The sequence below is a fragment of the Polyangium fumosum genome (assembly GCF_005144585.1).
GTDB classification, from domain to species: domain Bacteria; phylum Myxococcota_A; class Polyangia; order Polyangiales; family Polyangiaceae; genus Polyangium; species Polyangium fumosum.
This window is the reverse complement of sequence record NZ_SSMQ01000041.1, coordinates 1-12,616: the sequence shown is the minus strand read 5'-3', so window position 1 is coordinate 12,616 and position 12,616 is coordinate 1. Positions and strand designations below refer to the sequence as shown.

At 68.5% G+C, this 12,616-nt stretch carries 9 protein-coding genes; 7 read left to right on the top strand and 2 right to left on the bottom strand.

Translation table 11 applies throughout. The annotated features are described in order from the left end of the window. The first annotated feature begins 11 nt into the window (after positions 1–11). From E8A74_RS31765 to E8A74_RS31735, 7 genes are all read left to right on the top strand, one after another. Positions 12–803 carry a BtpA family protein gene (locus E8A74_RS31765; protein WP_136932865.1) on the top strand — a complete coding sequence of 264 codons (792 nt, stop codon included), beginning with the start codon at positions 12–14 and terminating at the stop codon, positions 801–803. Then, on the top strand, positions 800–2,119 hold the full coding sequence (locus tag E8A74_RS31760; RefSeq protein WP_136932864.1) for a hypothetical protein: 1,320 nt from the start codon (positions 800–802) through the stop codon (positions 2,117–2,119). Before E8A74_RS31765 ends, E8A74_RS31760 begins: the two co-directional genes overlap by 4 nt. 75 nt (positions 2,120–2,194) lie before the next feature. Further along, on the top strand, positions 2,195–3,871 hold the full coding sequence (locus E8A74_RS31755; protein ID WP_136932863.1) for a carbohydrate porin: 1,677 nt from the start codon (positions 2,195–2,197) through the stop codon (positions 3,869–3,871). Positions 3,872–3,896: 25 nt separating this feature from the next. After that, complete coding sequence (locus E8A74_RS31750) at positions 3,897–5,828, top strand: alpha-amylase family glycosyl hydrolase (protein ID WP_232379839.1); 1,932 nt, start codon at positions 3,897–3,899, stop codon at positions 5,826–5,828. A 15-nt stretch (positions 5,829–5,843) separates the two neighbouring features. Beyond that, complete coding sequence (locus E8A74_RS31745) at positions 5,844–6,926, top strand: ABC transporter ATP-binding protein (protein WP_136932861.1); 1,083 nt, start codon at positions 5,844–5,846, stop codon at positions 6,924–6,926. Positions 6,927–6,930: 4 nt separating this feature from the next. After that, positions 6,931–9,192, top strand: coding sequence for an extracellular solute-binding protein (locus tag E8A74_RS31740; RefSeq protein WP_136932860.1), 2,262 nt, complete (start codon positions 6,931–6,933; stop codon positions 9,190–9,192). Continuing rightward, on the top strand, positions 9,189–10,049 hold the full coding sequence (locus tag E8A74_RS31735; RefSeq protein WP_136932859.1) for a sugar ABC transporter permease: 861 nt from the start codon (positions 9,189–9,191) through the stop codon (positions 10,047–10,049). The genes E8A74_RS31740 and E8A74_RS31735 overlap by 4 nt, the downstream gene beginning before the upstream one ends. A gap of 9 nt (positions 10,050–10,058) precedes the next feature. Here the strand turns inward: E8A74_RS31735 and E8A74_RS31730 are convergent, their stop codons facing one another. Both E8A74_RS31730 and E8A74_RS31725 read right to left on the bottom strand, forming a co-directional pair. Next, the gene (locus tag E8A74_RS31730) at positions 10,059–10,580 is read right to left on the bottom strand and encodes a hypothetical protein (protein WP_136932858.1); all 522 of its coding nucleotides are present in this window, start codon (positions 10,578–10,580) and stop codon (positions 10,059–10,061) included. A 160-nt stretch (positions 10,581–10,740) separates the two neighbouring features. Next, a complete protein-coding gene (locus E8A74_RS31725) occupies positions 10,741–12,495 on the bottom strand; it encodes a M1 family metallopeptidase (RefSeq protein ID WP_136932857.1) in 1,755 nt (584 codons plus the stop codon). Positions 12,496–12,616 lie beyond the last annotated feature (121 nt).

Sequence of the window (12,616 nt, the reverse complement as noted above, 5' to 3'; positions counted from 1 at the left end):
AGGGTCTCCGCGTGACGAGCGTCTTCCTCCCCAGCCTTCTCGGCGTCATTCACCTCCCGCCCCTGCCCGGCAGCCCTCGATCCACCGGGGATCTCGGCCCCGCCGCAGAGCGCGCCTTTCGCGAGGCGGAGCTGCTCGTGGCGGCGGGCTACGACGGCATCGTCATCGAGAACTTCGGCGACGCGCCCTTCTTCCCCGGCCCCGTCCCGCCGATCACGATCGCGTGCATGACCACCTGCGCGCGCGCCGCGCGCGAGGGCAGCAAGGGACTCTTCCTCGGCGTGAACATCCTGCGCAACGACGCCGACGCCGCGCTCGCCGTGGCCGTCGCCACGCACGCCGACATGATCCGCGTCAACGTGCACACCGGCGCGCGCGTCACCGATCAGGGCCTCGTGCAAGGCGCCGCGCACCAGACGCTGCGCACGCGCCGCGCGCTCGCCGCCGATCGCGTGCGCATCTTCTGCGACGTCGACGTCAAGCACTCCGCGCCCCTCGCGCCGCGGCCCATCGAGGAAGAAGCGCACGACCTCGCCGAGCGCGGCCTCGCCGACGCCCTGCTCGTCACGGGCAGCGGCACGGGGCGCGCCGCCTCCGAGGCCGATCTCCACGCCGTCGTCCGCGCCGTCTCCGTCCCCGTCTACGTCGCGAGCGGCGTCACGATCGACAACCTCGCCGCGGTCCGAAAAGCCCACGGCATCATCGTCGGCTCCGCGCTCCGCGCAGGCGGCCGCGCCGGCGCTCCGATCGATCACGACCTCGCCGCCCGCTTCGCCGAAGCGTTCCGCGCCTCGCGTCGATGACCCTCCGGCCGCCGCGCCGCCCGTTCCTCGTCGCCGTCACGCTCCTCGCGCTCGCGCTCCGGCTCGTGTGGAACCTCGTCGTCCACCCGCCCGAAGAGCACCTCTACTCCGACATGGCGGGCTACTTCGAGCGCTCCACCGCGCTGCTCGACGCCCCGCTCCGCAAAGAGCCCTCCGCCGTCCTCTTCCCCTACGGCACCCATGTCCTCTTCGCGCTCGTCCGCGCCGTGTTTGGCCGGGAAAACCATGCCGCGCCGGCCGTCGTCTACGCGCTGCTCGGCGCCTCGCTCGTGCCGCTCGTCTCGCTCCTCTGCGAGCGGATCGTCCGCGGCCGGATCGCGCCGCGGATCGCCGCGCTCCTCGCTTGTTTTTATTATCCGTGGATCTCGCTCGGCGGATACTTCCTGAGCGAGCTGCCCTTCACGGTGTGCGTCACCGCCGCCGCGCTCTTTTCGCTCCGCCTCGCGGATACGGGGCGCGCGCGGGAGGCCTTTTTCTTCGGCACGGCCGTCGCGCTCGGCGCCACGCTCCGCCCGCAGATCCTGCTCTCGCTCGCCTTGGTTTTCCTCGTCTGGCTCGCGCGCCGCCGCGCCCTCCCGCGCATCCGCCTCGCGCACTTCGCGCGCGCGCTCGTGCCCGTCGTCCTCGTGCTCGCCGTCTCCGCCGCGCGGTTTCACCACCACATGGGGCGCGCCGGCCTCATCAGCGCGAACGGCCCCCTCAATTACGCCTTCGGCCGCTGCCACGCCGTCGACATCGAGGCGCGCACCCGCGGCTACGTCTCCTCGTTCGGGCCTCCGCCGATGGGCTACCTCGCCTATCGCGACAAGAAATATCCCGATGCGTTCGTCCGGCTCGATGCCGCGCTCGGCCCAAAGCTCACCGTCCAGGGCACGATGTGGAATGCGGACCCGTTTTACGCGCTCGCGCGCAAGTGCGTCGCGGCGACGGGTCTCGTCCGGCAGGCGCGTTACGCGCTCAGCCACGTCATCATGTTGTGGGGTTACAATATCGTCTGGCCCGACTCCGGCACGGACACGTATCGCCGCCCCATGCGGCGCGCGATCGATCTGCACAACGTCCTGCTCCTGCCGCCCATGCTCGTCGCCTTCGCCGCCTCGTTCCGGCGCCACCTCGCGCGGCATGCGCTGCTCTCCGCGCACCTCCTCGCGCTCGTGCTGGTCGCGATGCTTTACTTTGGAGACGTACGGTATCGCGTACCCTACGATGGCATCGTGATCGCCCTCGCATTCGATGGCATCACCCGTGGGCTCGGATGGGTCCGCAGCATCCTGCCGCGGAAGGTCCGGGTTTGACGGCGCCGCCGACTCCGTGCGTCTCGACCGATGCAATCTTCACGCGGGGCCGCACCTTGGTGTACCGTGCCCGACGTGCGACGATCCGGACCCGAATTCGGGCCGCGAAGGAGCCGTATCCACGGCGTCCCGCTGGCCCTCCTCGCCGCGGCGCTCTGTGCCTCCCCGTCTCTCGCGGCAGCGCAAACCGAGCCCACCGCCGAACCAAAGCCCCCCGCGTCCGAAGGCGCGCCGCCGCTGGCCGACGCGCCGCCCGCGCCGCCGCCGGGCGAGGCGAGCAAGCCGGCAGATCCGCCCCCCGCGAACGACGGCCAAGCACCAAAGCGCCCCGATGCGGGCGACGTGAAGCCGGCCGCGCCCAAGGCGGAGGCGCCCCCTGCGGCCGAGGCCCCGAAAGCCGATCCCCCGCCGCCGGAGTCCGGGTTTTTCCTGGGCACGTACGGCCGCGTCGGAGCGGCCACCGATTTCCGAAAGCGCGCCGGCCGGGACGCCGACATCGTCGCGCGCGGCTCGCGCCTCGATGAATCGCCGTACGTCGAGATCGACGTCCAGCGCCAGGATTACTGGAAAGCCACGGGCACGACCACACGCGCCGTGATCACGCTCGGCACGTCCGCGCCGCTGTTCCATTACAATGCGGATTTCAATGTCCGCATGGCCGTCCGGAACCTGTTCCTCCAGGCGAACAACGTCGTGACGAAGGGCCTCTCGGCCTGGGTCGGCTCGCGCATGTACCGCGGCGACGACTCGTACCTGCTCGATTTCTGGCCCCTCGACAACTTGAACACGGTGGGCGGCGGCCTGCGCTACGACTTCGCCAATGGCCGCACCTTCGTCGCCTGGCACGCCGGCCTGAACCAGCCGAACACAGGGTTCTTCCGTCAAACCGTGGCGCGCACGCCGGCCTTGAACCAGGTCGGCGCGACCAACGTAAATATCCTCGACCGGCAAAAGTTCATCACGAGCTTGAAGGCGAGCCACATCGTCAACGTCGGGCAGACGGGCGGCGTGAAGGCGGTCGTCTACGGCGAGCTTCACGACATCCCCTCGGGCCAGCGCGAGACCGAGGTGAAGGGCACGTACGATACGTTGCCGGCCGATTTCGGGTACGTGATCGGCGCGCAAGTCGGCGCGTTCACGGGGCGCGACGCTTCCCACGTGAATCTGTTCCTCCGGTATGCGGGCGGCGCCGCGGCGTACGGCGAGTTCGGCACGCCGTTCCAGCTCGCGCCGGACCGCACCTCGGCGGGCGCGCGTGAGCTCTGGATCACGCTCAGCGGCAACTGGGAGACGGGGCCGCTCGGGCTCATGGCGGCCGCGTATTTCCGGAGCTTCCGCGACGCGAGCCCGGCCCTCGATTTCAACGACGTCGACGAGGGCATCCTCATGGCCCGGCCCCATTTCTTCCTCACGGAGTGGGGCGGCATCGCGACGGAGCTCTCCTACCAGGCGCAGCAGCGCGGCGTGCGGTCCCAGCCCCAGGCGGAGCCGGGCCAGCCCATTCCGGCGCCCTCCGCGGATCCGGTCATGGGCGGCCTCTTCCGCATCGGCCTCGTGCCTTTCCTGAATCCTGCGGGCAAGGGCAGCTACAGCCGCCCGCAGCTCCGGCTCATTTACCTCCTCACGCATCGCGACGAGGGGGCGCGCTCGATGTACCCGAAGGACGACGTCTTCAGCATCCGGCAATGGGAGCATTTCTTCGGCGTCGGGGTCGAGTGGTGGTTCAACGCGCAGACGACCTACGGTGGATGACATGAAAGCGAATCGAAGGAGCCTCATGAATCGAGCGCGTTCATCGGCCGTGGTCCTCGGCCTCGTCGTCTCCGGTATCACACAGACCGGCTGCATGGAGTTCGAGGATCCGCCGGAGGTCGAGCTCAAGACGAACGTCGTCGACTGGCGCGAGGAGATCATCTACCAGATCCTCATCGATCGTTTCGCCGACGGCGACTGGGGAAACAACTTCTCCATCTACCCGTCGGCGCCCGGCAAGTGGCACGGCGGCGATTGGAAAGGGGTCGAGCAGCGGCTCGATTACCTCGACGAGCTCGGCGTCACGACGCTGTGGATCTCGCCCGTCGTGAAGAACGTCTACACGGACGCCGGATTCGACGCGTACCACGGCTACTGGGCGCAGGACCTCACCCAGCCCGCCCCGCAATTTGGTGACCTCGCGGCGCTCCAGAGCCTCGTGAAGGCGGCGCATGCCCGCAACATCAAGGTCATCCTCGACATCGTCACGAACCACATGGGGCAGCTCTTCTTCTACGACATCAACGGCAATGGGCAGGCGGACGACCCGCTCAACCAATCCGTGCCCGGCACGCCGGACGTCTTCAAGGAGAACGAGTACGACCCGACCTACGACGTCCGCGGCGTGCAGGCGGAGACCTCCCTCGGGGAATCGGGCCTCGCGCCTGTCATCTTCGCGCACGACCCGGCGTCGAACCACATGCCGCCGTTCCCGGAGATCCTGCAAAACCCGCTCGCCTACAACCGCAAGGGCCGCACGTACAATTTCGACGACCCGGATCAGCTCCTGCGCGGCGACTTCCCGGGCGGCTTGAAGGACGTCAACACGGAGCTCTGCCCGATCCGCGACGCGATGGTCGACGCCTACACGCGCTGGATCGAGCTCACGGACATCGACGGCTTCCGCATCGACACGGTCAAGCACGTCGAGAACGGCTTCTGGCGGCATTTCACGCAGAAGGTCCGGCAGCGCCTCGCGGCGAAGGGCAAGACGAACTTCTTCATGTTCGGCGAGGCCTTCGACGGCCGGGATCAGCTCGTCGGTTCGTTCACGAAAAACGGAAACGACGCCCCGCCGCCGGCCGACGAGCTGGCGAAGGACAACCAGTGCGTGACGGACGGCGTCCCGCTGACGGCGGACATGCTCGACAGCGTGTTTTACTTCCCGCAGCAGTTCCAGGTCATCCGCGACGTGTTCCGTTACCGCGGGCCGACCTCGAACATCCAGAAGCTCTGGACCGAGCGGACCGTCAATTACGGCGTGACGCCGGCCCAGGGCGGCGCGGTGAACGCGGCGGGCCAGGGCATCTCCCCGCAAAAGCTGCTCGTGAACTTCCTCGACAACCACGACGTGCCCCGCTTCCTCTTCACGGGCGCGGGCATGTACCCCGAGGATCCGATCTTCGGCACGCCGCTCGCGCTCGAGACGCGCCGGAAGATGCTGCACAACGCGCTGCTCTTCCTCTTCACGGAGGAGGGCATTCCCTGCGTCTATTACGGCACCGAGCAGGACTTCCAGGGCGGCAACGACCCCGGCAATCGCGAGGACCTCTGGACGTCGGGCTACGACAGGGCAGTGCCTACGTTCCAGTGGATTCGCCGCCTCTCGGAGCTGCGCCGCAAGTACCCCGCCTTGAACAAGGGGGACCTCCAGATCCTCTGGGCGAGCGATCGGACGGGCCCGAATGACTCCGACGCGAACGTCTTCGCGTTCGAGCGCACGGGCGGTGACGCGGGCGACTCCTATGCGATCGTCGTGATCAACGCGAACATCGAAAAGGAAGGCGCGCCCGAGTTCGGCGGCCAGCCCATGCAGGTCGGCGCCGCGCCCGGCACGGTGCTCGTCGACGTCCTCAATGACGGCGGACCCACCTACACCGTCACGAACGACGGCCGCCTCTCGGTCAAGCTGCCGCCTTCGAGCGGCGCCGTCCTCGTCCCCGAATCCCAGCGCTAGCCCCGGAGCTTCCCGATGGCGTCGGTCACGGTCACGGCCCTCAAGAAGAAGTTCGGACAAACCGAGGTGCTCAAGGGCGTGGACGTCCGCGTGCCCGAGGGCCATTTCGCCGTCCTCGTCGGCCCGAGCGGGTGCGGGAAATCGACGCTCCTGCGCCTGCTCGCCGGGCTCGAAGAGGCCGACACCGGCAAGATCGAGCTCGGCGATCGTGACGTGACGCGGCTCGAACCCCGCGACCGGAACATCGCAATGGTGTTTCAATCGTACGCGCTCTATCCGCACCTCACTGTGCGGGAGAACCTCGCGTTCGGGCTGAAGCTCCGCAAGACCGACGCGGCGGAGATCGAAAAGCAGGTCAAGCGCGCCTCCGACATGCTCGGGCTCGCGGCGCTGCTCGATCGATTGCCAAAGCAGCTCTCGGGCGGGCAGCGGCAACGCGTGGCCATGGGGCGCGCGATCGTCCGCAAGGCGGATCTCTATCTGTACGACGAGCCGCTCTCGAACCTCGACGCGGCCCTCCGCGCGCAGGTCCGCGTCGACATCCGGAAGCTGCACGACGAGCTCGGCGCGACGAGCGTCTACGTCACGCACGACCAGGTCGAGGCGATGACGCTGGCCGACGTGATCTTCGTGCTGAACAAGGGCCAGGTCGAGCAATCCGGCGCGCCATTGGAAATCTTCGACAAACCGGCGACGAAGTTCGTGGCGGCCTTCCTCGGCAGCCCCGCGATGAACTTCGTCGACGGGACGCTCGAACGCGCGGGGTCAGCCTGGGTGTTTCGCGCGCAAAACCTCGTCGTGCCGGTCGACGAGGCCACGTTCGCGGGCGGTCTCGAACCGGGGCGAAAGGTCACGCTCGGCGTGCGGCCGCACGAAGTGGCGCTCGCCGAGGGCGGCGGGGAGACGACGAAGCTCGTGGTCTCGGTCGTCGAGGCGCTCGGCCCGGAGACATATGCGCACGGCGAGATCGCGGGCGCGCCGTTCATTGCCCGCGTCGAGGCCCGCCGGAGCATCAAAAAAGGCGAGACGCTCGCCATCGTGTTCCGCTCGATCCACCTGTTCGACGCGGCGACGGGGACGTCGCTCCGCGCGAGGTGAACGCTTGAAATCGACGCAGCGGCGACGCTTCCCCGCCTTCGGGGTGTTTTTTGCGCTCTTCGTGGTCGTCTTTTTCTCGCGCGCGGCCCAGGCCGAGCCGATCCGGCTCTGGCACGCGCAGCGCGGCGACGAGCAAAAAGCGCTCGAAGAGATCGTCGCGCGCTTCCCGGGCGAACGCGTGGAGTTGCTCGCGTTGCCCTCGGACGCCTTCAAATCGAAGGTCTCCGCCGCCGTGCAGTTCGGCGAAGGGCCGGACCTCTTCCTCGACGCGCACGACAAGCTCGGCGATTACGATGGCCGCAAGGTCGTCGCGCCCGTCGGCGACGCGCTCGACCGCGACGCGTTCGCCGGCCCCACGCTCGCCGCCGTCTCGCTCCACGGCGAGCCTTATGGCGTCCCGATCACGCAGAAGAGCGTCGCTCTTTACGTGAACACGGACCTCGTCAAGGACCTCCCGGCCGACCTCGAATCGATCGCCGCGATCGGAAAGACCCTCCCGGCCGGGGTCGTTCCCCTCGCGTACAACTCGCAGTCGACGTATTACCACGCCGGGTTCGTCCACGCGTTCGGCGGGCTCATGCTGACGCCGGGGGATCAATTCGGGTTCGTGGGGCCCGCCGCGGAAAAATCGCTCGATTTCGTCCTCGATCTGCGCGCCCAGAAGGTCGTCGCCGAAGACACCGACGTCTCGGTCGTCACGAACCTCTTCCGCTCCGGCAAGGCCGCGTTCGCCATCGACGGCCCGTGGCTCGCGACGAGCCTCGCGGAAGCGCCCTCGCTCCATTACCGCGTGGCCCCGCTGCCGCTCGTTCGCGCCGCTGGAAAGCCGATCCTGCCTTATCTCGGCGTCGAGGCCGTCATGCTCACGCCGAAAGGCGCGACGCGCCCCGAGGTCCGCGCGCTCGCGCGCCTGCTCGCGAGCCCCGAGGCGACGAGGATCCGCCTTGAACGAGCGCGCACCTTGCCCGCGCGCATCGACGTCCCCTTGCCGCCGGAAGACGCGTTCCTCGCCGCCTTCGCCGAGCAAGCCAAGTCCACGGTTGCGATGCCCTCGTCGCTCGCGATGAACGCCGTGTGGGAGCCTTCGGACCGCGCCATTCGCAAGGTCCTCCGCCGCGACGCGCTCCCCTCCCCCGCGCTCTCCGAGGCCAAGCGTCGCTTCGACGACGTGCGCCGCCCGTCGCCCCCGCCCGCCTCACGCACACCCGGGCTCGTCGTCTTCGGCGCATTGCTTTTGCTCGGCGCGCTCTCGCTCGTCCGGCGCGCGAAGGACCCGGAATTCCGAAAACACGTGAAGCGCTCGCTGCCCGCGTATGCGTACGTCACGCATGCCGTGATCGCGGTCGGCGTGCTCGTGATCTTGCCGCTCGTGCTCGGCGCGCTCACGTCGCTGCTCGGCGGATCGATCCAGAACCTCAAAGAGGTCGGCTGGCACAATTACGTCGGCCTCGAGAACTTCGTCCAGATCCTCACGGCGCGCGGCGGGTCGCTCCTCTCGACGGGATCGTTTTACGTGGTCCTCTTGGTCACCGTCCTCTGGACCGTGATCAATGTGTTTTTCCACGTCGCGCTCGGCGTCGCGCTCGCGCTCCTGCTCTCCCGGCCGCTGCTGCGGCTGCGCGCGCTCTACCGCGTGCTCCTGATCATCCCCTGGGCCGTGCCGAGCTACGTGACCGCGCTCGCGTGGAAAGGCATGTTCCACCGGCAATTCGGGGCCGTGACGGGGCTCATCCACGCCCTCAACAACACCTTCGGCACGAGCCTCGAACCGATCTCCTGGTTCGCCCGCTTCTCCACCGCATTCGCGGCGAACGTGGCGACGAACGTCTGGCTCGGCTTTCCCTTCATGATGGTCGTGACGATCGGCGCGCTCACGGCGGTGCCCGACGACGTGCTCGAAGCGGCGAAGGTCGACGGCGCGAGCCGCTGGCAAAGGCTCTGGCTCGTCACGCTGCCGATGATCCGGCCGAGCCTCCTGCCCGCCGTGACCATGGGCGCGGTCTGGACGTTCAACATGTTCAACGTCGTCTTCCTCGTCTCGGGCGGCGAGCCCGACGGGACGACGGAGATCCTCGTCACCGAGGCCTATCGCTGGGCCTTCACCCGCAATGCGCAATACGGGTACGCCGCGGCGTACGCCGTGCTGATCTTCCTCTTGCTCTTCGGTCGGACGCGGCTCTCCGATTGGTTCGCGGAGCGGCGCGAGGCGCGCGAAAAGGCGGCCTCGGCGGCGGCGATCGCGAAGGCGGCGGGAGGTGCGGCGTGAACAAAAAGCCTTCGCTCCTCGAATCGGCCGCGTGCCACGTGATCCTCGTGATCGCGGTGGCGTTCGCGCTCTATCCGGTCCTCTGGGTCGTCGCGCTCGCGTTTTCGGGCACGCAAACGCCCTCGCCCCGCGTGATCCCCGTCCCGGAGGCGCCGACGCTCGCGCACCTCTCGGCCGTCGTCGGCGCGTCGCGCAAGGTCGACGGGGCCGAGGTCTGGCTCTTCGGCCGCCAGCTCGCGAATTCGCTCGTCGTCTCGCTCTCGACGGCGCTCGTCGGCGTGCTCATCGCCATTCCGACGGCGTACGCGCTCGCGCGGTTCCGCTTCGCCGGCAAGGAGTCCGGCATGCGGGCGCTGCTCGCCACGCAGATGTTCCCGGCCGTGGCGAGCGCGATCCCGCTCTACATGATCCTGAATTACCTCGGCCTCCTGAACTCGCGCACGGGCCTCGTCGTCTGTTATGCCTCGACGAGCGTCCCCTTCTCGATCTTCCAGCTCCGCGCGGCGTTCGAGGCGATCCCGGTCGACCTCGAAGAGGCCGCGATGGTCGACGGCGCCACGCGGTTCTCCGCCTTCGTCCGCGTCGTGCTCCCCGCCGCCCGCCCCGCGATCGCCGTGACTGCGCTCTTCGCGTTCATGGGCGCCTACAACGAGTTCATCCTCGCGGCGACCTTGCTCGACAAAGAAGAGATGTTCACGCTGCCCGTGATGCTGCAGCGGTTCATCGGTGAATATGACGCGCAATGGGAGAAGTTCGCCGCGGGCGCGCTCGTCGTGTCGCTGCCCGTGATGGCGCTCTTTTATGTGGCGCAGCGCCACCTCGTCGCAGGCCTGACGGCGGGGGGCGTGAAGGGGTGACGGGGCGTATCACGGCCTCGGGCAAAGGTAGCTGACGCCCGCACCCACGAGCCCATCGCCCACGAGATCGATCTCCGGCACGTACGAGCATTTCCTCCCGGCCTCGTCGGTCAGGATGCTGGCGCGCCATTCGAGCAGGTGTTCCACCTGCGCCTGCGTGATCGGGCCCGTGCCCGCGACGCGCTCGGAGACCTTGACGGTCGCCGCGCCCTGGCAGGAGAGCAGGGCCGTGACCGCGAGATCGGGCTCGACCTTTTGCCCCGCGTCGCGGCCCGCGACGATCGGGCGTACCGTGCCCCGAATGCTCGCGCTGTACCAGCAGCCGTTCTCCAGGGGAAACGTGAAAAGCTCGTCGTAAGCCCATACCGACGAAACGCTGGGTCCGTTCGGCGGTTGTGGAGCCTCGGCCCCTCCGTCGGGCCCGTCTCGCTGCGCCAGGAGCGAGACCGTATCCGCGAGTGCCACACCGGAGAGCGGGAGAAGTGCAAATGCCGCGAGTCGACCGAACCCCGTGCCTTTCGACCTGACCATAGCCCTCCAAGGGACCTGCCGAGGGAGCGCGTTTTGCGCGCCCCAGGCAAACAGGCCCCTCGCCACGGAGCGATTGCCAGGATGATGCCAACGGACGCCCGGCAAGCGCCGTCGTCAGGGCTCGCGGGCACTTGCCGCAAAGGGCGTCAAGCGGGGAGAATCAGAAAATCCAGACCGGCCGAGCGGCGGTGATCGGCTGCGCGCCGGCCTTCGTGCCGATGAGGCGGTGATCCGGATCGAGCGTGACGGTCGCGACGGCCTCGGAGAACGGGATCTGCATCGTGGCCGTCGCATCCTGCGGCGCGAGGCCAAAATCGACGCCGACGCGCGCGGTCTCCGTGGCGCCCTTGATCTCGACCTCGACGACGCAGGGGAAGAGTTTTCCGTTCGGGTTTTGCTGCGTGACCGTGATCGTCGCCTGGCCGTCGAGCTGCGTCGCCGAGACGGCAAACGTCGGCCAGACCGGCGCGCCCTTGCCGAAGACCCACGCGTCGAAATAGGCGTCGAGGTCCTGCCCGGACGCCGCTTCGAGCGCCTCCTTCAGCTCCGTCACGCTGCGGCCGCCCGATTTCGAGAGGAAATCCGCGATGCCCGCGAGGACGGCGTCCCTGCCGATGAGCGGTTCGAGCTGGAGATAAAGCACCATCGGCCCGGGGCCATACACGTCCCCGTAGAAGTCCTGCACCTCGGGCGCGGGCTCGTCCATCGGGCGGGGCCAATGCTTGGAGAGCGGCGAGACGCCGTCCCAGTAGGCGCGCGTCGCCGCGGCCTCGCCCTCGGGGCGCGCGAGATCCTCGAAGACGTAGCCGAGGTATTCGGCCGTCGCCTCCTTCCAGACGAAATCGGCCGCGGACGCGAGGGTCGTGTGATCGCCGGCCCATTGGTGGACGATCTCGTGCATGAGCACGTGCATCATGGCGTCGGCATAATCGGTCTGCAATTTGTCGAGCTGCTGGTGCAGGATGATGTTCGCCGGGTGCTCGAAGCCGAGCCACGCCGTCGGCCCGCCCGCGATGCGCAGCTCCTTGCCATACGGGAACGGCCCGAGCAGCGCGGTGATCCAGTCCATGAACGCGCCGACGCTCGCCTTGTCGAGCGACGCGGCGAGGGTGCCGAGCGGGACCTCGTAAAACACGAGATCGACGCCCGCGAAGCTGCCGTAGGGCGCGCGCTCCCAGAGCGGATCGGCGGCGATCGCGAACGCCGAGTACGTCGGCGCATTCGTGACGTCGCACGTGGTCTTCGTGTCCCCCGCCGTGAGCGTCCCCGGGCAAAGCACGACCGCGCCCGCCGGATGCGTGACCTCGAAATGGAAATCGCTCATGCGCGAGGGATCGTCGTCGCACGGGCCGAATCGATCACAGCCGCCGACCCACGAGAGCAGATACGAAAAGTCGCCGCCCGCGAGGTCCTTTTTGCGCGAGAACCCGACGTCGAGGCCCCAGTACGTATCGTTCGAAACCGTCGTGCGCGCCCCGACCGTGAGCGTGGGGCCCGCGGGCACCCCCGGGCCGCACGTCTTCAGCGCATTGTTCGCAAAATCGGCCGAGGCCGCGGGCCCTTCGTTCCACGTGACGTCCGTGAGCGAGGAGGCTTCGCACGATACGCTGTAGCAATCTCCGCCGGGCTCCGCGACGTCGAGCGCGAGCTTGGACTGCGCCTCGGCCGTGACGAGGTCGAACGTGTAGTCGTACCGGACGACGTTCGCCGTGATGTCCCCCGTCGGCCCCATCCCGCCCATGCCGCCCATGCCGCCCGCGCCTCCCGCGCCGCCGGTCCCGCCCTCGCCACACCCCGCGACGCCGCAGTTCGAAGCGGGGTCGTCACTGCAACCGGCGGCGAGCAAAACAAGGGCCGTGAGGCCGACGAAGAGCGTTCGGGGGGTATGGCGGAAGGAGCGGGAAGGGAAGCGCATTGGTAAATCCTACCTTGTTCTGCGCGACCATCCGCGCATGGTTCTGGCAAGACTCCCGTTCAAACCGTGCGTGCGGATTTCCCGCACACGGCTTACCGGTGGTCTCTCGGGCAGCGGCATC